The sequence below is a fragment of the Nostoc edaphicum CCNP1411 genome, from assembly GCF_014023275.1.
Taxonomy (GTDB): domain Bacteria; phylum Cyanobacteriota; class Cyanobacteriia; order Cyanobacteriales; family Nostocaceae; genus Nostoc; species Nostoc edaphicum_A.
Map to the genome: position 1 here is coordinate 1,682,457 of NZ_CP054698.1, position 18,914 is coordinate 1,701,370.

Annotated in this window: 15 protein-coding genes; 10 read left to right on the forward strand and 5 right to left on the reverse strand. The window is 41.9% G+C overall.

The window, feature by feature from the left end:
• The first annotated feature begins 558 nt into the window (after positions 1–558).
• The 7 genes from HUN01_RS09765 (at position 559) to HUN01_RS09795 (ending at position 9,571) form a co-directional block, all read left to right on the forward strand.
• Positions 559–1,269: a pentapeptide repeat-containing protein gene (locus HUN01_RS09765; protein WP_181931091.1), complete on the forward strand. Its 711-nt coding sequence runs from the start codon at positions 559–561 to the stop codon at positions 1,267–1,269.
• 273 nt (positions 1,270–1,542) lie between these two features.
• A complete protein-coding gene (locus tag HUN01_RS09770) occupies positions 1,543–3,018 on the forward strand; it encodes a pentapeptide repeat-containing protein (RefSeq protein WP_181931092.1) in 1,476 nt (491 codons plus the stop codon).
• Positions 3,019–3,130: 112 nt separating this feature from the next.
• Positions 3,131–4,117 (forward strand): pentapeptide repeat-containing protein, encoded by a 987-nt coding sequence (locus tag HUN01_RS09775; protein WP_181931093.1) that lies wholly within the window; start codon positions 3,131–3,133, stop codon positions 4,115–4,117.
• Between the two features lie 301 nt (positions 4,118–4,418).
• Positions 4,419–4,658 carry a helix-turn-helix domain-containing protein gene (locus tag HUN01_RS09780; RefSeq protein ID WP_181931094.1) on the forward strand — a complete coding sequence of 80 codons (240 nt, stop codon included), beginning with the start codon at positions 4,419–4,421 and terminating at the stop codon, positions 4,656–4,658.
• Positions 4,659–4,662: 4 nt separating this feature from the next.
• On the forward strand, positions 4,663–7,068 hold the full coding sequence (locus tag HUN01_RS09785) for a PAS domain S-box protein (protein ID WP_238846113.1): 2,406 nt from the start codon (positions 4,663–4,665) through the stop codon (positions 7,066–7,068).
• A complete protein-coding gene (locus tag HUN01_RS09790; RefSeq protein WP_181931095.1) occupies positions 7,065–7,541 on the forward strand; it encodes a response regulator in 477 nt (158 codons plus the stop codon). Before HUN01_RS09785 ends, HUN01_RS09790 begins: the two co-directional genes overlap by 4 nt.
• Positions 7,541–9,571, forward strand: a complete 2,031-nt coding sequence (locus HUN01_RS09795) for a hybrid sensor histidine kinase/response regulator (RefSeq protein ID WP_181931096.1) — start codon at positions 7,541–7,543, stop codon at positions 9,569–9,571. Before HUN01_RS09790 ends, HUN01_RS09795 begins: the two co-directional genes overlap by 1 nt.
• Here HUN01_RS09795 and HUN01_RS09800 read toward each other — a convergent pair.
• A complete protein-coding gene (locus tag HUN01_RS09800) occupies positions 9,561–10,751 on the reverse strand; it encodes an RNA-guided endonuclease InsQ/TnpB family protein (protein WP_181931097.1) in 1,191 nt (396 codons plus the stop codon). The genes HUN01_RS09795 and HUN01_RS09800 overlap by 11 nt on opposite strands.
• A 502-nt stretch (positions 10,752–11,253) precedes the next feature.
• On the opposite strand from HUN01_RS09800, the gene HUN01_RS09805 reads away from it, so the two are divergent.
• On the forward strand, positions 11,254–12,495 hold the full coding sequence (locus HUN01_RS09805) for a pentapeptide repeat-containing protein (protein WP_238846122.1): 1,242 nt from the start codon (positions 11,254–11,256) through the stop codon (positions 12,493–12,495).
• Between the two features lie 250 nt (positions 12,496–12,745).
• Entirely contained in the window at positions 12,746–13,390 is a 645-nt protein-coding gene (locus HUN01_RS09810; RefSeq protein ID WP_181931098.1) for a hypothetical protein, read from the forward strand.
• Between the two features lie 29 nt (positions 13,391–13,419).
• On the opposite strand, the gene HUN01_RS09815 is transcribed toward HUN01_RS09810, so the two are convergent.
• Positions 13,420–14,400 carry a CHAD domain-containing protein gene (locus tag HUN01_RS09815; RefSeq protein ID WP_181931099.1) on the reverse strand — a complete coding sequence of 327 codons (981 nt, stop codon included), beginning with the start codon at positions 14,398–14,400 and terminating at the stop codon, positions 13,420–13,422.
• 284 nt (positions 14,401–14,684) lie between these two features.
• Here HUN01_RS09815 and HUN01_RS09820 point away from each other — a divergent pair, with 284 nt between their 5' ends.
• The gene (locus HUN01_RS09820; RefSeq protein WP_181931100.1) at positions 14,685–15,752 is read left to right on the forward strand and encodes a DUF3616 domain-containing protein; all 1,068 of its coding nucleotides are present in this window, start codon (positions 14,685–14,687) and stop codon (positions 15,750–15,752) included.
• Between the two features lie 23 nt (positions 15,753–15,775).
• Here HUN01_RS09820 and HUN01_RS09825 read toward each other — a convergent pair whose 3' ends face one another.
• The 3 genes from HUN01_RS09825 to HUN01_RS09835 all read right to left on the reverse strand — a co-directional run bounded on the left by HUN01_RS09825 (position 15,776) and on the right by HUN01_RS09835 (position 18,857).
• Positions 15,776–16,180 carry an NIL domain-containing protein gene (locus HUN01_RS09825; protein WP_181931101.1) on the reverse strand — a complete coding sequence of 135 codons (405 nt, stop codon included), beginning with the start codon at positions 16,178–16,180 and terminating at the stop codon, positions 15,776–15,778.
• Between the two features lie 481 nt (positions 16,181–16,661).
• Complete coding sequence (locus HUN01_RS09830) at positions 16,662–17,483, reverse strand: NADPH-dependent oxidoreductase (protein ID WP_181931102.1); 822 nt, start codon at positions 17,481–17,483, stop codon at positions 16,662–16,664.
• A 252-nt stretch (positions 17,484–17,735) separates the two neighbouring features.
• The gene (locus HUN01_RS09835) at positions 17,736–18,857 is read right to left on the reverse strand and encodes a sulfonate ABC transporter substrate-binding protein (protein WP_181931103.1); all 1,122 of its coding nucleotides are present in this window, start codon (positions 18,855–18,857) and stop codon (positions 17,736–17,738) included.
• Positions 18,858–18,914 lie beyond the last annotated feature (57 nt).

The window sequence follows — 18,914 nt, forward strand, 5'->3', positions numbered from 1 at the left end:
TGAGGATTTAGACTCGCCACTCATTCAAGACTACTCAATCTGAGGTTGAGTGGGGGAATTAAACCCGTTTATTTAGATGCGACTCGAAAATACTCGCTAATGCTGCGCTATCCGCCAGTCATACAGAATTTATAATTTAATTCTAGCTCCTGACTCCTGAATTCTTTCTTGTTAAAATCATCATGACGAGGGTTAATTGTCAATGAAGAATAAAGACTAGTGAGTACAATTGATAACTGAGGTCAGTCAGCATAATGTATGTTCATGTCTACTTACTCAACAGTTATATAGCGGTTCTCAATTGCATGGAATACAAACCTAACCCTCATGACCTTCACTGCTAGCATTGGAGAGTAAAACTCAAAGTATTTCTCTGAAAATGAGAGAGGTTAGACTGTAATGCATCCACACTAAAATCGCTATATTCTCTATTTTGCTCGTTGCATTATCATATTCAAATATTGACCATGTATGAAACAATAGCATGGGCTAATAAATTGTTAAAAATACTGTAACCACTTGAAGATTTTTTCAGTAATTATTAATGCTTTTCATGCCATGAAAGATATTTTATCAAAAAATAACATCCATCTAGCAAAAATATTCCTGTGGATACCTGCTTTCCAGGAAAAAGTCAAAAAAACTCAGCATAAGTCACCAAAACAACGCTTAAAAATAGCAAGTGAACAGCTAGGAAATAGCACAATAGAAACCAGCCTATCTATAATTAATGATTTAGAGTATATTGCCCATAATCATCCACAGTACCACTGGATAATCATCGACATTCTTACTACTTTTGTACGAAAGAATGCTCCTTATATGCCCCAAAAGGAAGTAACAAGCAATCTGTCAACAAAAGTTCGTGTAGATATTCAAGCAGCCCTGACTGTTATCGCCAGAAGAAATGCAAATCAAGACCCAGAAAATGAGCAACTTGATTTGAGCTTCACGGACATGAGAGGAGCAAACTTAAATGGGGCAAATCTAGAACAAACAAATCTCTATCAAGCTAATCTTGCTGGTGCCAATCTTATAAAAGCTAATCTAGCAGGAGCAATACTTAGTGCAGCTAACCTAGAAGGAGCTAACTTATATCTAGCCAATTTAGAAGGAGCAATCCTCAGTGTAGCCAACCTAAAAAGAGCTAACCTTTCTGGAGCTAACCTGCATTGTGCAAGTTTATATCTAGCTAGGTTGCATGGGGCAATTCTCAATGATGCCATACTGGATGGGGCAAACCTTAGAGAAACCCAATTCTCTCAGTAAAATACTAATATCATCCCCGCTTGATTAATTTTCCCGACTTCCTACTCCCTACTCCCCATTTCCTATGTACAGCGTAATTGATAATTCTTGTACCGCAAGCGTTTCATTAATTTGGAATGGGTGGTTTGTTTCTGCCGTAATATAGAAGTATATTCAATATTATTCCTTAGTTCAATGAGTATCTTGACACCTATTATAATTTTCTGCTAAATGCTATACTATTTTTCCGCAACATCTAAGTAATAATTCTAGGTTGTAAGGAAAATCTTTACCATGTCTTCTAAAAAGACAGATGCTCTGTTGAATTGGTTAATAACTATAACAGTTATATTTGGCTTCTCATTGACTGTAATTTTCTTCGTATTGTCAAGTATTAAAGAATTGTCAATCCAGGAAAAAATTCAGTATAGAAACCAAGCATTAACAACTACTGCAATAGTTTTTCTCGCATCGGCAGCAATGTTTAATACTTATTATGCAGCAAGGCGTGCCCAAGCGATGCAGAAAAATGCGATCGCAGCTGAGAAAAACCTGGACATTGGCATTCAAAATGCAAAAATCAATCAAGACAGATTGATTGCAGAACGCTTTATGGGGGCAATTTCCCAGCTTGGTCATGAAAAGGTCGAAACCCGGACAGGCGCAATTTATGCACTAGAAAGAGTTGCTCAGGATTTTCCCAAAGAACACTGGACAATCATGGAAATCCTCACTGCCTTTGTGCGAGAAAATGCACCTATCAAACACCTAAAAGGGGAACAACAAAAACCGGAATATCAAGGGGCAGTGTACTCAAGTCGGCGTAGAGGTGGGTCGCGTCCGACACAGCCGTTAGAGCAAAATCTCCATGAAGAATTGCCAAAAATCCGCACCGATATTCAAGCAGCCCTGACTGTTATCGGCAGGCGTAATTTACTCGAAGACCCAAAAGATCAGAAACTTGATTTACGTAGCACCGATATTAGACTAGCAGACCTGCTAAAAGCTAACCTGCAACAAGCTGACCTCCGTGGGGCTGACTTGAGTGGTGCTGACCTCCGTGGGGCTGACTTGAGCGAAGCAGACCTGAGTGGCGCTAAACTCATTAGGTCTATTCTCTATGAAACCAAATTACTAAAAGCTAGCTTATGTGGAGCCAACCTTTGTTGGGCTAACCTCAATCGTACCAACCTCTCTGGAGCAAACCTGCGTTCAGCTAACCTCTCTGGAGCAAGTCTGCGTGCAGCAAATTTACAGGGAGCGAACCTTTATAAAGCTAACTTGCAACAAGCAACCTTAAAAGTTGCCAATCTCTCTGGAGCAAAGCTGTTTCTAGCTAATTTGCAAGGAGCAAAATTGGGGAAAGCCAACCTGCAAATGACGGGTTTGATTGGAGCCAACCTTTCAGGGGCTAACTTGAATGGAGCCAACCTTTCAGGGGCTAACTTGAATGCAGCCAAACTTCACCAAACAGAAGTTTATTTTGCCAACCTCTCAGAAGCTAGCTTAACGGAAGCTGACCTGCATCAAGCCAACCTCATCGGAGCAAACTTATATAGGGCAACCTTTTATCAAGCTAACTTGACTCAAGCAAACTTGATGGGAGCTAACTTTTCAGAAGCTAACCTCAGTGATGTCAAACTGGAAGGGACAATTTTGACAGGGGCTAAAAACTTAGAGTTGCAGCAGATTAGAAAGGCACTTGGCGATCGCACTACTCGTCTACCTGATTATATCGAAGCGCCGACACATTGGCGGCAGTCTGGTTAAGTTATCACAGCATCATTCGTTATTTGGGCGCATTCTACCAGTTTCACTTAGTGCTATAGTTTTTACCAAAAGTCTCCGTAAATATTTGGGAGACGAGGAAGAAACATAATTTATGTCTGATCACAAGACAGACTCTCTGAGAAATTGGTTAATAGTTCTACCATTTATATTTATTGTTTGCTTATTTATTGTTTTTTTAGCTTTTGTGAATGTTGAAGGTTTATCAACAGAGCAAAGGTTAGATTATGGAATTAAAGCTTTAACAACTACTGGAACAATTTTTGTTGGAATTGCTGTATTCATCAATGCATTCTATGCAGCTAAACGTGCGGAAGCTATGGATAAAAGTGCTGAGGCTGCAAATAAAAGTGCCGAAGCTGCTTTAAGAAATGCAGAAGCAGCACAAGACAAGCAAATCACAGAACGCTTTGCGAAGGCGATTGAACAGCTTGGCAATGAAAAGATTGAAACAAGATTGGGGGCAATTTATACTTTAGAACGAATCGCCAAAGATTCCAAAGATGATCACTGGACAATTATGGAAGTCCTTACGGCTTTTGTGCGAGTGAATGCGCCTTTGAAAAAAGACGAGGAGCAAGAATCACCAAAAATTCGCACAGATATTCAAGCAGCCCTTACCGTTATTGGACGCCGCAATACCGAGAATGAGCAGGAAAAACAAAGACTGGATTTAAGTAATATCGATATCAGGGGGGTAGACCTCATTAAAGCCAACTTGGAAAGAGCAGACTTCATTTCAAGTAATTTGGAAGGAGCATTGCTCATGCAAGCTAGATTGCAAAATGCAGAATTCTACAACGCTAACCTGCGGTCAGTGGCTTTTTTCGAAGCCAACCTGCACAAAGCATACCTTTCTGAAACCAAGCTGCAACAAGCAAACCTTTATAAAGCAAACCTACAAGGGTCATTTCTTCCAGGAGCAAACCTGCACCTGGCAAACCTTGTTGAAGCCAATTTACAAAAGACAAACCTTTCTGGGGTCAAAAACCTAGAACAACACCAGATTGAATTGGCAAAAGGCGATCGCACAACAATCTTACCGGAAAATCTTCAACCACCCGAACATTGGGAAACTTAAGTTTGACTTTCTGAGGCTCGACGCGAGTCTTTTAAAAGATAAAGTTACGCCGTGTGCGACTTTCTCTCAGACCTAACCCCCAACCCCTTCCCTACAAGGGAAGGGGAGCAAGAATCAAAGCCTCTCTCCGTTTCGGGGAGAGGTTTGGAGAGGGGTTTTAAGAATAAGTCGCACATCGCGTAAAGTTGCTTAGAGTGACAGCAAAACCCAACTTACTGGTATAACCTTAGAAATATTCCCTAAGCAGGAGACAAATAATAAGACAGGTGTCCTATCCTCAATGATCCTATAAAAAAGGGAGATGCCTGTAACAAAGCGGTTAGAAATTTTAGATTTAATTCGGGAACTTCAGCAGCAACTTAACCTCTCTCAGAAACAGTTTGCTGCTAAAGTAGGAGTTTCCTTCAAAACAGTCAACCGTTGGGAGAATGAGTATACAGTCCCTTCACGTATAGCGCTAAAACTAATAGAAGAAATGTTACGGAAAATGGGTGAACCCGGCAAAAGCTTGCTAAGTCAATATTTCCCAGAAGCAGAGTAGGGTTATGAGTCGTAAGGCAAAGGTATCTAAACCCCAAAACCTCTTTGCTGGCGGTAGAGACAAGGGCACATTCATCCGAGAGCAACTGTTGCACTATAGTGTTGCTTTCCTATCCGTTGCCTTAGCACTGTGGGCAACTCTGTTACTCAATCCATATCTCACTCCAACACCTGCGGCACTATTTTTTGCTGCGGTGATGGTGAGTGCCTGGTACGGTGGATTAGGGCCAGGGTTACTTGCAACCGTTTTGTCTACTTTGGCAATCAATTACTTCTTTTTTAAGCCACTTTATCCGCAGAACATTACCAATCTGAATATTGTAATCCCGCTAGTTGTGTTCATGCTAACAGCAGGGTTAATCAGTTGGCTCAACGAATCACGCCGCACAGCCCAACGGCAAGCTGAGGCAAATCTGAAGTTACTACACGAAAGCCAGGTACGGTTTGGTCGCTTAACAGAGTCCAATGAAGAAGCACTGCGACAACGAGAAACAGAACTTCGCCTAATTACAGATACGCTACCAGTTCTGATTTCCTTTGTAGATTCAGAACAACGCTACCGCTTCAATAACCTAGCTTATGAAGAGTGGTTTGGGCATCCGGCAGCAGAAGTTTATGGGAAGACACTTTGGGAAGTTTTGGGTGAATCCGCTTATAAAGTGCTTCGTCCTTATGTGGAACAAGTACTAGCAGGAGAGCAGGTCACTTTTGAAAGTCAAATTCCTTATAAAGATGGTGGTACACGCTACATTAATGCTATTTACGTTCCCCAGTTTAATCAACAGGGAACTGTTGAAGGGTATGCAGCGTTGATTACTGACATCAGCGAACAGCAAGCTGCGCTCCGCGAACGCAAACGGGCAGAAGCAGCGTTGCGCGAAAGTGAAGCCCGTTTTCGCCAAATGGCAGATACCGCCCCCGTACTGGTATGGATGTCCGCCACTGACACATTCTGTAACTACTTTAATAAACCCTGGCTAGATTTTACCGGGCGAACTCTAGAGCAAGAAATGGGCAATGGATGGACTGAAGGTGTTCATCCCGATGATTTTCGGCGTTGCTTAGACACATACACCAATGCTTTTCATGCCCGACAAAAATTTACAATGGAATATCGCCTTAGACGTTTTGATGGCGAATACCGTTGGGTTTTTGATACTGGTGTACCTCGATTCGCACCAACAGGGGAGTTTCTCGGCTATATCGGCTCTTGTGTTGATATCCACGATCGCAACTTGGCAGAAAAAGCGCTACGTGACAGTGAGGAGCGATATCGAATTTTAACGGAAGTGTCGCCGCAGGCTATTTGGATGGGCAATAGCGATGGTGGTATTACCTATTGCAATCAATACTGGTTAGATTTCACCGGATTGACAATGCAGCAGACCACTGGTTATGGCTGGATTTGTGCCATTCACCCCGATGACCGCGTAGGCGTAGCCCGCCACTGGCATCGCGTCTTTAAAACTTCGATGGAGGCTGTTGCTAATGCTACAAACTACGAAGTAGAAATTCGCTTTCGTCGAGTTTCTGATGGTAGCTATCGTTGGCATATTGTCCGGGGTTTGCCATTTCGAGATGCAGCGGGACAGATTATCAAGTGGGTGGGCATTGCCAGCGATATTCACGATCGCAAAGTTGCCGAAGCCGCCCTGCAACAACTCAACGAAATGCTGGAGCAACGGATTCAAGAGCGTACTGTCCAACTCGAAGCTGCTAACAAGGAACTCGAATCTTTCTCCTATTCAGTCTCTCACGACTTGCGAGCACCGCTGCGCCACATTGGCGGATTTATCGAATTGCTTCAGAAGCGGCATAGCTCAACAAGCTTAGATCAAACGAGTCAGCGCTATTTGAAAATAATTTCAGAAACGGCAAAACAGGCAGGAATATTGATCGATGAGTTGCTGACATTTTCTCGGATGGGGCGCACCGAAATGCGCTACATCAACCTGAATATGGAGGAATTAGTACAAGAGGTAAAACGCGATTTGATCGCAGAAACCCCAGGACGGATAATCCGTTGGCACATCAAGTCATTGTCAGAAGTGCAGGGCGACCCCTCCATGCTACGGCTCGTGCTTCGCAACCTGATAGGCAATGCCGTAAAATATACCCAGACTCGAAACCCAGCAGAAATCACTGTTGGAAGTATTGACAATGAAAACGAAGTTGTCTTTTTTGTACAAGATAACGGCGTTGGCTTTAATATGCAATATGTTCACAAGCTATTCGGAGTATTTCAACGCCTGCATAGCGACCCACAATTTGAAGGAACAGGTGTTGGTTTGGCAAACGTGCAACGCATTATTCATAGGCATAATGGTCGAGTCTGGGCAGAGGCTGTAGTTGACAGTGGAGCCACCTTTTATTTCTCGCTGCCTAAATTGTTGAGAAAGGAGGGTGAATGAAAGAACTCAAGCGAATTTTGCTAATTGAGGACAGTGCTAACGACGCAGAATTAATACTAGCGGCCTTGTCAGAAAACCATCTCGCTAACGAAGTAGTGGTGGTACGTGATGGAGAGGAAGCACTGGATTATCTTTATCGCCGGGGGTTGTTTCGGTTGCGAATGGAAGGGTATCCTGTTGTTGTGCTGCTCGATTTGAAATTACCTAAAATCGATGGATTAGAAGTATTGGCACAACTCAAATCTGACCCAGTAATGCGAGTTATTCCAGTTGTGGTACTGACCTCTTCTCGTGAGGAGCCAGACCTAGTTCGATGCTACGAATTAGGGGTCAATGCTTATGTTGTCAAGCCAGTTGATTATCACGATTTTGTCGATTCTATTAAGGGTGTGGGATTGTTTTGGGCAGTGATTAATCAGCCTCCCGTTGGTGCTTTACCTCCAGCGCCTCATCCTCAACAGGAGAGCAACTGATGAATGTCCTGCGTTTCCTCCTTTTGGAAGACAGCCTGTTAGATGCGGAGCTTGCCCAAGCGATATTAACTGAAGGAGGAATTAATTGCGAACTGATCCGAGTCGAAACCGGTGCTGACTTCGTAGCGGCTTTGGAAACAGAGGGTTTCGATTTAATTCTTGCTGATTATGCCCTGCCATCTTTTGATGGAATTTCTGCCTTGGAAATTGCCCGAAATCGCTGTTCAGAGATTCCTTTTATCTTTGTTTCTGCCGTGCTAGGTGAAGAATTAGCGATCGAAGCTTTGAAAAACGGTGCAACTGATTATGTGTTGAAGCAAAGACTAGGGCGGTTAGTTCCCTCGGTGCAACGGGCATTGCGGGAAGCTAAAGAGCGGCGTGAGCGCAAGCAAGTAGAGGAGTCTTTACAGAAGAGTGAAGCCAGGTATCGCCGAATTGTTGATACCTCTTATGAGGGAATCTGGATGATTGATTCTCAAACCCAAACAGAGTATGTGAATCAGCGGTTGTCTCAGATGTTGGGTTATGCGGCAGAAGAAATGCTTGGTCGTTCCATATTTGATTTTATGGATCAGGCTGATGATATAGCAGTCGAAGAGAAATTGGAGTGGCTCAAGGGAGAGGGGAGGGATCTTAAAGAAGGTCGATTGCGCTGCAAGGATGGTTCGTACATCTGGACACTGATTTCTGCGAGAGCGATTTTGAATAAACAAAGTGAGTTCTTAGGTGCGATCGCTATGCTAACTGATATCACCGATCGCAAACGCACTGAATCAGAACGCGATCGCCTTTTGCAACTTGAGCAAATAGCCAGGGCGGAAGCAGAGGCCGCTAACCGAATAAAAGATGAGTTTCTGGCGGTGCTTTCCCATGAGTTGCGATCGCCCCTGAATCCGATTCTCGGTTGGGCAAAACTGTTGCAAATGCGAAAATTTGATGAGATATTGCTCCAGAAAGGACTGGAAACTATTGAGCGCAATGCCAAGTTACAAGCTCAACTAATTGAAGACTTGCTGGATGTTTCTCGCATCCTCCAAGGCAAACTCAACCTCAATATGATCCCAGTCGATCTGGTATCCACCATTGAAGCCGCAATGGAAACGGTGCGTTTGGCAGCAGAGGCTAAAACTATTCAAATTGAGACAATGCTTGATCCAACTGTGGGGAAAGTTTTGGGTGACTCAGCCCGCTTACAGCAAGTTTTCTGGAATCTTTTATCAAATGCCGTTAAGTTTACTGGGACTGGGGGAAAAGTAAATGTGCGATTGGAGTGCATCGACGCTCAAGCGCAAATTACTGTGAGCGATACAGGGAAGGGGATTCACCCTGACTTTCTACCTCATGTGTTTGACTATTTCTGTCAGGGTGATAGTACAACAACTAGAAAGTTTGGTGGGTTAGGGTTAGGTTTAGCGATCGCTCGTCACTTGATTGAGATGCATGGTGGAACGATTTGGGTTGAAAGTCTTGGCGAGGATCAGGGAGCAAGCTTCACAGTTAGATTCCCACTGTTCAAGGACAGTGCAACAGTTAAGGATGACACGAATACTGATTCCTCAACTGCCGTTTTTACCTCTTCTCCTCTCATGGGAATACAAGTCCTGATTGTGGATGACAATGCAGACACCCGCGACTTTTTCAGCTTTGTCCTGGAACAGTTTGGCGCGATCGTCACCGCAGTCGCATCGGGATATGAAGCATTACAAGCGCTAACACAATCCAAGCCAGATATCTTACTCAGCGATATTGGGATGCCAGAGATGAACGGCTATATGTTGATGGAACAGGTGCGGACTCAAGAAGCAGCAGTAGGGAGAAAACAGATTCCTGCGATCGCTCTGACTGCTTACGCAGGTGAAATCAATCAGCAGAAAGCACTAAAAGCCGGGTTTCAACAGCACATTGTTAAACCTGTAGCCCCAGAGGAATTGCTTGTAGCGATTTCCAATTTAGTCAGATGTGCTGAGAAAAGTGAATTAATTGACACTCCCCGCGATAAATCGACGGGGATTCTTGAATCTAAGACATAACTTGCTCTTGCAGGTTTTCACCAACAAGAGTAGAGGTTTCATCTCCCCAAGCGTTGCCTACGTCTAGCGCAGAGGTTCCGATATGCCCTACCGTACCCAATCCTCGACTAAGGATATTTCTAGCTGCATTTTCATCCCTATCCATCACACATCCGCACCTACAAACGTGGGTTCGAGTAGATAGTGTTTTCTTAACAACTTCCCCGCAGCTAGAGCATTCCTGGCTTGTGTATTGCGGATTAACTGCAACCGTGACACGTTTAAATACTTTACTAAAGTACTCAACCCAGACACGAAACTGATACCAAGATGCGTCATTAATAGATTTGGCTAAACAATGATTTTTCACCATATTTTTAATCCTCAAGTCTTCATAGGCTATCAAGTCGTTAGACTGAACTACGCACCGTGCTAATTTCACAACATGGTCTTTACGTTGCCTACTTATTTTGAGGTGGCGTTTACCTAAAATCTGTCTAGCTTTGCCTCTATTCTTTGAACCTTTTACTTTTCTAGAAATTCGACGTTGTGAACGCTTAAGAACCTTTTCGCCAATACGCAAAAACTTAGGGTTCTCGATCATAATGCCGTCAGAATCAGTGTAGTATTCTTTAAGTCCAACGTCTAAACCGATTGTGTTACCAGTTGGTTTTATGTTTTCAGATCGGTCTACATCAATGCAAAACTGAACATACATACCATCCGCACGCTTTAGCAATCTCACCCGTTTAATCTGGTTAATTTGGTAGAAGTGCAAATCACGAGTACCTTTGAGTTTTAACTTTCCAATACCTTTTTTGTCAGTGAAAGTTATTGATTTACGATTATCTGCAAGCTTCCATCCTGATGATTTGTACTCAACAGAGCGACAATCTTTTTGGAACTGGGGATACCCCTTTAAACCTGGAATACCTTTCTTGCAGTTTTCATAAAACCGAGAGATAGAAGACCATGCCCTTTCAGCACTAGCCTGTCTAGCCATTGAATTAAGTTCATTAGCAAAGGGAAAATTAGCTGCAAGTACAGCACAATATTTTTGCAAGTCGTTTTTACCTGTGCCTTTAACGTCCATCCATAGCCGAATACAACTATTACGGATGAACTTTGCAGTCCGAATTGCATCATTTATTGCAACTAGTTGCGCTGACTTTCCATAAGCTTTGAACTCAAAAACTAGCATCTCTTTACCTCCTGTCTTATACTATCACGACTGGTATAAGATATTAGAGGTGTTGAAAATCTTTATTAATCTTGACGGCTGAATAAATTCAGCCATTCGCTTATATCCCCCGCATGAATGACGAGGGCTTTACGCTTCACGACTCGTAATCTGCAATTTTAATCAAATACAGTTCAGATAAGACCAAAAAACTTGTAGAGACGGCGATTTATCGCGTCTCGAAAACCCACAATTTTGTACAATTAGCCCTTAACCCAAGCGTATTGAATTTTAATCATTATAGTTTGGCAGTATAGTTCGACTGCAACAGGAAGTTATCTGTAATTACACCTGATAGCATCCTCAATTCTGAATTGGAGCATTCTTATTTAGCAGGCATTTCATCAATTATTATCACGCAGTGCCTTTAAGAATCGGTTAAGCATATCCGTGTTTGTACTCTATCATAACTCTACAGTTGCTCTTAGAATCAACCTAAATTTATTTCCGTAAGGAGTCAAATATGAAGACTTATGACATGTCTTTAATAAAAACAAATGGACTCACGACTTTGCTGGCATTTATCTCAGTTATATTTATTTTATCATTAACTTTAATTTTTTCATTTTTTGAATATATTCAAGGGTTTTCTACTCAAGAAAAAATCGAATACATCACCCAAGCATTAACAACTCTGGCCATAATCATTGGAGGATTGGCATTAATAATTAATGCTTACTACACTTCCAGACTCTCTCTAGATGAAAATCAGAGTCTATTAACTCAACTCCTGGCTGGGACACTAGCTTGGGATAATAATATCGGCACTAGTATCAATTACACACAACCAACTCACCAAGAAATTGTTCCTGAACGCTTTTCTAAAGCAATTGAACAGTTGGGAAATGAAAAGATTGAAACGCGATTTTCGGCAATTTATGCTTTAGAAAGAATTGCCAAAGATTCTTCAAAAGATCATTGGACAATTATGGAAATCCTCGCTGCTTTTATCCGCGAGAATGCCCCGATGAAACATGAATATGATGACGAATTACGGCAATCATCTAAACTACCTACAGATATTCAAACAGCCTTAACTGTTATTGGACGACGCGATTCATATAAAGATCCGGTAAATCAAAAACTGGATTTACGCAATACAGACCTCAGTAATGCAGACTTAACAGAAGCTAACCTCTCTAGAGCAATTCTCGTAGGAGCTAATTTGCAATGGGTCAATTTTACACGAGCAAATCTCTCTGAGGCAGACTTATCAGTAACTTATCTTTGTGGGTCAATCCTCTATGAAGCCAACCTGCAAAAAGCAATCCTCCCAGAAGCCAATCTCCAAGGCGTAGTTCTCAGAAAAGCAAACCTTTCTGAGGCAATTCTTTATGATGCCAACTTGGAAGGGGCAATCCTTTGTGATGCTAATCTGACAAGGGCAGTTCTTTGTGATGCCAACTTAGAAGGAGCAATCCTTTGTGATGCCAATTTGGAAGAAGTCAACTTTGAGGGTAGCAATCTCCAAGATGCAAACCTGATTGGCAGTAATTTGCAAAAGGCAAAACTTGCTGGAGCTAATCTAGAAAGTGTATTACTTAGTACAGCTAACCTACAAGAAACTGATCTCCAAGAAGCGAACCTCTGTGGAGCCAACTTAAGCGGTTCAGAAAACCTAGAATCACAGCAGATTGAACAGGCAATTGGCGATCGCACAACAACCCTACCAGAAAATCTGAAAATACCTCAACACTGGCGTTAGGGACTTCTAACTAAAAAAATATCCAATCGAATTTAGGGCAGGGAGCAGGGGGGAGGAATAGTCGTATTGAGTCCATTTTGAAAAAAGAATGCCACAAATAGACCATTTGTAGAGACGCGATGAATCGCGTCTTTACCCAAGGATGTTCTGATTTTACTACCGCTTGCATAAATCAATAACTGCAAACCTATTGATTGAGTGAAGGGATTTAATCCTAAAAAAACTACTCACATCAAAGGGAAAAACGGTCATGAAAATGCAAATGTTGTTGAGCCTCGCCTGTTCTATATCTGTATTGGGTTCCATCATCCTACCAGCGAACGCTCAACCAGTAATGATTCAGCCAACTCAGCCGACTCAAGCAGTCAATCAAGAGATTAACATTCCTCAAGATACAGCGATTATTGTTTCATTTCCAGCATCCGTTACCGTAGATGTTGGGCAAAAAAAGGATTATCCTCTCACGCTACCTTTAGCTAGCGCTATTAAAGATAATCAAGGTAATGTTGTAGCGCCAGAAAATACCCCTGTAACTATTACCATCAAACCCATTGATGGAGGCGCTAAAATTGTAGCGCAGTCATTGGTTGTCAACGGTCGAATTATCTCAATTAAAGCATCAAGTCAGATAATTCCCGGCACTACCATTACCCACATGCGAGCTAATGATAAAGCCGTCGAGAATGGCTCTGTTTGGGGCAGAATTGGTGGAAGCACCTTGGGCTTTTTTAGCCAAGGTGATCCCGAACAGTTTGACCGAGGAGCTATGCTAGGAAGCGCTGTTGGAATAATTTCAGGTTTGCGTTCCGCCGAAAATACCCGTATTGTACAAATTCCTCAGAGCAGTGTTTATGTTTTGTCTCTAGAGGCTCCTATTCAATTATCTGTTCGTTAGTCCAATCCTTGCCCAACCAAGAGTAACTTTTAATTTATTACTCCTGAAAGCGGGTGCAATATTGTTAAATGAAAACTATGTCTAGTTTCAGTTTTCAGATACCGTTCTTGCAAAGGTTGCCATTGCTGCCACGACTGGTAACGATTTTCAGTTAACAAACTAACAAGAGTGGGCAATGTCTGAAGTTCTGACTTGAATACATCTGCAAGCCACTCAGTTAAAACCGCACTATCTTGCATCGTACCCAAAATTTCTTGGATACTTTTCACTTCTGTAATATAAGCTGCGTAAGACTCACCATATAAGTCACTAAATAACTCCATCTGGTAGCGTACACGTTTAGCTTCTTTTCGCAAATTATGAAGAACTTCGCCTTCTGTTGTCAATTGTTTTTCGATTTTTTCTGGTTCCCAGTTTTTCTGAACTTTCAGTTCTGAGTCCACAATTTCAGTGCCAATTAGCCAACCTGGATGCAATAAGAAGTTACTCACTTCTGGTAAAAGTAAGTCTGGTAGCACTTGCTGAATGGTAACAGATGCAAAAGGTTGATAACTGGGTTTCTCTAACCACTTATCTAATGCATCTTTTAAAGACTTGTAAGATTCACTCTTTAAGGTTTTCTGTACACTTGAGAGTACATCTTCACGTTGTTTAGCCAAAGCTGTGAAGGCAATTTGCAGAGATTCCTGCTCTTTACGGGGTAAGTTTGGTTTGTAATTGTTTTCCAAACTTTCTTTGAGCACATCCAAGTCTCGCAGACTACCAAGACGACGAGCTATTTTACCAATATTTCTATCGCTGACTGGTTTCGACACATCCACCGCTAGTCCAAACCGAGTTACCGCTGTCCGTAAGCGGCGCATTCCCACTCGCATTTGGTGCAGCGCTTCTGGATCTTCATCTTTCTTCACTGATTTTTCCCACTTCAAGGTTTTCTTAAAGTGTTTTTGAATCGCTTGGTAGGCGTAGTCCCCTAGAGTTTTTACCGTGGGTTGTGTGGCTAATTTCATAACTGCTCTTAATGACTACCTCATGAGGTTATTGCATAATAACATTAGTTAAATATTTGCATGTACTTGTGATATTTTTTTATGCAATGATTATTGTAAACTTTTCTTATGACTATTGATAGTTGCATACTCTTTTATAAGTATTCAATATCTATCAAAGGTCTAGATAGCAAATCCACCTAGCGATTTATATAAGTGATGATTTCTAAATATTCTTTTGAACTAATTATAATTTATATTATACTACTATGATTAAGATTTTTTAAGCGTAAAGACGATTTGAAATGCCAAAATTAAATTTACTAAATCAAGTTTCCTTGACTTTTGTAGATAATTTTAAAGAACATAGAGAAGACTTATCAGCAGTACTGCTTACACATCAGAAGTATTTATGGTTAGGGTCAGATGAAACTTCAACTATTGAACGCCTCTCTTTGGTTGATACTGATAAATTTACAGATCACCAACAATTTAGAGTAGCAGAATTTATCAATTTACCTGCACCAGAAGAGGAAGAAATTGATATAGAAGGACTGGCTTACACTGATAATTACTTATGGTTTGTTGGTTCTCATAGCTACAAACGTAAAAAACCCAAACCTGATAAAGATGATTCCAAAAACTTTAAAAGGCTAGCAAAAATTGAATCAGAACCCAACTGTTACGTCTTAGGACGCATTCCTTTGATAGATGGTAAGTTATTGTCATCTTGCCCACATCCCCAAAAGCCAGATGTGCAATTGAATGCCGCTAAACTAGAGGTGACGAATCAAGGTAATTTGCTAATGACAGCTTTAGTAGATGACCCACATTTAGGCTCGTTCATTAAGGCAGCAATTCCCGGAAAAGATAATGGCTTTGATATTGAAGGAATAGGCATTTATCAAAACCGCGTTTTTTTGGGTTTACGCGGCCCTGTATTGCGGGGTTGGGCTGTGGTATTGGAAATAGAGTTAGAAGACTCTACTGCTGGACTGATGAAACTGAGCCAAATTGGGGAAGTGAAGGAGTTATATAAAAAGCATTTTCTCTGGTTGAATGGTTTGGGAATTCGGGATTTGTATGTAGATGGAAAAGATTTGTTGATTTTAGCCGGGCCAACGATGGATTTAGATGGCCCCGTGCAAGTTTATCGTTGGGTAAATGGTGTGAATTCGAGAGAAAATGCCTTCATAAATCCAGATTTTGTGCAAGATATTCCATACGGAAATCGGGAAGACCATGCTGAGGGAATGACGCTGTTTCAAGATGTCGCTGGTATACCTTCACTATTGGTAGTTTATGACTCTCCAGCAAAAACTAGGCTAGTGGGTAATGCTGGTGTAATTGCGGATGTGTTCAAGCTGTACTAGTATCAATTTTGGATTTTGGATTGTTAAAGGTTAGTGGAGATTGCTTGTACGGGACAACTGGGGATACACTGTTCGCAGACAATGCAGCGCGATCGCGTGAATGTCAATTTGTATGTCTCTGGATGGAGGGTAAGAGCTTCGGTAGGACAAACCCCAGTACACAAACCACAGTGGACACAGGCATCCTCGTCGATCGCAATTTCGCCTAAAGTATAAGAAACATTAACATGGCGCGATCGCATCCACTCGATCGCCGCATCTAATTGATCGATATCTCCCGCTAGTTCCACTACCAGTTTACCAATTTGATTTGGGGCAACTTGGGCGCGGATAATATTGGCGGCGACGTTAAACTCTTTAGCCAGTACATAAGTGACAGGCATTTGCACGGCGCGTTTCGGGAAGGTGAGTGTTACTCGTTTTTTCACAGGTTTAACAGAGAGTTTTTTCTGTTGTAGCGCATTGAGAGTTTTATCGAACAGAATTCAGGAGTCAGGAATCAGAATTCAGAATGAATTCTGTATGACTGGCGGATGAATAATTGGGTTTAAGACCCCCACTAAATTGAAAATTTGGTGGTCTTCAATCATTCGCGGTTCTGAATCCCCGACTGATAGCGAAGCGTTAGCGAGTCTGCGAGCGTCTTGATTCTGAGTCCTGAATTCTGACTTCTGAATTCTTCTTCAAAAGAGAAGGTTTAACACAGGAAATCCACGATACTTTATTAAAAGGCATTGCTGAATCAAGGGATGATTATTGTAGGGTGGGCGACACGAGCGCCCTGAAATACAAGGGATGGGCAAGATTGCCCATCCCACAACACTAGCAAAATCATCCCGCAAATATGCAACACCTGTGCTGAGTAAGAAGAAGAGTACTTGGTACTCAGCACTCGCAACTCAGCACTCTTTACCGTAATTTGAAACCAAGGTTATTGAGAGCTTCACGCAAGCGATCGCGTCCTCTCAATGACTCTACAGTTGCGATGCGTTGGGCTGAGTGTTCTGACCAATCGCCAGAGACATTCATCTTTTGTTCAGTATAGAATTCTTTGATAATGTCGTTGTAGTGAGCGATCGCTTCTTCTTGCTCGGCAAATTTATAGGTTTCACGGTGAAGTATCGCTGACTGGGGCAACCTTGGCTTAATCGCTGCTTCTACTTCCGGATTCGGATAGCCTACACACAGCCCAAATACAGCATACACCGAGGACGGCAAATTTAATATCTCTGCTACCTCTTGCGGGCGGTTCCTGATTCCGCCAATGTATACTGTTCCCAAACCAAGTGATTCAGCTGCAACTGCGGCGTTTTGCGCTGCCAATGTTGCATCAATTGTTGCCATTACAAACATTTCCAAATATTCCAGCGCATCATGAGATATGCCGCGACTGTCAGCAACGTAACTTAGACGCGCCAAGTCTGCTAACCAAACCAAGAATAAAGGCACTTGCTTAATATGTGCTTGGTTTCCCGCTAGTTTGGATAACTCCTCTTTGCGCTGTTGATCTTCAACTGCTACCACACTCCAGGTTTGTAAATTAGAGGAAGTGGATGCAGATTGGGCGGCTGCAATGAGTAACTCCAGAGTTCCTGGTGGTAGAGGATCGGATAGATAAGACCGGATTGAACGGTGAGATAGCAGTGCTGTCAGAGAATCATTCCATTCAATTTCAGGATTGAAGGGAATTTCACCATAGCGCGATCGCAATAGTTCTGTTGGATTAGTCATAATTAATTCCAAGATTTACATTTCAAAAATTGTCAGTTGTTTTATAAAGAAGAATTCAGAACTCAGAATTCAGAACTCAGGAGTCAGAATTCAGTAGGACTTGCGCAAACGATAGCCGAAAGCTGATACCAATTGGAAAAAAGAATGCGACAAATAGACCATCTTTAGAGACGCGATGAATCGCGTCTTTACCCAAGGATGTGTTGCAATATTCTGAATTCTGACTTCTGTATTCTTCTTCATTATTCTGGTCTAAATCTTTGGTGAAAATGCAGCATATTGTTCTTTTGTTAGCACTCCATCTCTGACATTCACTTGTTTAGGAACCAGCTTTAACTGATAATATGTGTCAGCAACCGTTTGTTGTAAATTTATCAGATTATCATCAATTGGCACAATACCAAAAGTTCGCCTGTTAGTAGCTTTTCTCATGGTTATTATGTCAATTCCTAGCACAGATGAGAGAGTTTGTGCTACTTCTTCTCGATGCTGTTTAGACCATTCTTCTAAGTTTTGAATTTCCTCTAAAACTGCCTTCACTGTTTGGGGATTTTCGGTGACAAATTTGCGGGTTGTCAAATAATATCCTCCCTGTTTATTAATTCCTGTTCCATCAACCAGGACTCTGGCTTTAGTTGCCTCTTGAGCGGCTGCATAGAAAGGGTCCCAAATTACCCATGCATCTACACTACCCTTAACAAATGCAGCACGGGCATCAGCGGGAGGCAAATATTTAGGATCAATGTCTGTATATTTCAATCCCGCTTTTTCTAAAGCTTGGACTAACAATAAGTGGGCGCTAGAACCTTTTTGAAAGGCAACTTTTTTACCTTTCAGGTCAGTAAGTTTTTGAATTGAGGAATTCTGGGGAACAAGAATTGCTGAACCAGCAGGACTAGCAGCAATACCAGCTACGTAAGTTAATGATGCTCCCGCTGCTTGGGCAAAAATCGGCGGTGATTCTCCTACATGTCCGAAGTCAATACTACCGACATTCATCGCTTCTAGCAATTGTGGCCCCGCAGGAAATTCGATCCATTCTACAGATATACTATCTGGTGACAAACGTTTTTCTAAGACACCTTTGGTTTTCAGCAAAATATTCGATTTTTGATAGCCAAATCTGACTACTGTGGCTTTGCTGGAAGCCGAATTACTAACAGGTGTGGCACTGGGATTAGAAGAATTAACAGTAGATGTCGATGAACAAGCAGCAAATAGCAAGCTTAAACACAGCCCTGTAACAAAAGCCCCTGCTATTGGTAAAGGAGAAGAAGAGAAGAATAACTTCTGTTGGTTGTTAAATGGGATATTCCTGAATTTGATCCACGATATCCACTTGGCAATGAAACGGCGAAAGATTAGGTTAATCATCAAAATGATTTCTTTGAGTTATATGAATACTATAAACTTATAGGTTTACCGGAGTAT

Coding starts and splice junctions, on each gene's coding strand:
- HUN01_RS09765 (WP_181931091.1), top strand. CDS start 559: ATGAAAGATATTTTATCAAAAAATAACATCCATCTAGCAAAAATATTC.
- HUN01_RS09770 (WP_181931092.1), top strand. CDS start 1,543: ATGTCTTCTAAAAAGACAGATGCTCTGTTGAATTGGTTAATAACTATA.
- HUN01_RS09775 (WP_181931093.1), top strand. CDS start 3,131: ATGTCTGATCACAAGACAGACTCTCTGAGAAATTGGTTAATAGTTCTA.
- HUN01_RS09780 (WP_181931094.1), top strand. CDS start 4,419: ATGCCTGTAACAAAGCGGTTAGAAATTTTAGATTTAATTCGGGAACTT.
- HUN01_RS09785 (WP_238846113.1), top strand. CDS start 4,663: ATGAGTCGTAAGGCAAAGGTATCTAAACCCCAAAACCTCTTTGCTGGC.
- HUN01_RS09790 (WP_181931095.1), top strand. CDS start 7,065: ATGAAAGAACTCAAGCGAATTTTGCTAATTGAGGACAGTGCTAACGAC.
- HUN01_RS09795 (WP_181931096.1), top strand. CDS start 7,541: ATGAATGTCCTGCGTTTCCTCCTTTTGGAAGACAGCCTGTTAGATGCG.
- HUN01_RS09800 (WP_181931097.1), bottom strand. CDS start 10,751: ATGCTAGTTTTTGAGTTCAAAGCTTATGGAAAGTCAGCGCAACTAGTT.
- HUN01_RS09805 (WP_238846122.1), top strand. CDS start 11,254: ATGAAGACTTATGACATGTCTTTAATAAAAACAAATGGACTCACGACT.
- HUN01_RS09810 (WP_181931098.1), top strand. CDS start 12,746: ATGAAAATGCAAATGTTGTTGAGCCTCGCCTGTTCTATATCTGTATTG.
- HUN01_RS09815 (WP_181931099.1), bottom strand. CDS start 14,400: ATGAAATTAGCCACACAACCCACGGTAAAAACTCTAGGGGACTACGCC.
- HUN01_RS09820 (WP_181931100.1), top strand. CDS start 14,685: ATGCCAAAATTAAATTTACTAAATCAAGTTTCCTTGACTTTTGTAGAT.
- HUN01_RS09830 (WP_181931102.1), bottom strand. CDS start 17,483: ATGACTAATCCAACAGAACTATTGCGATCGCGCTATGGTGAAATTCCC.
- HUN01_RS09835 (WP_181931103.1), bottom strand. CDS start 18,857: ATGATTAACCTAATCTTTCGCCGTTTCATTGCCAAGTGGATATCGTGG.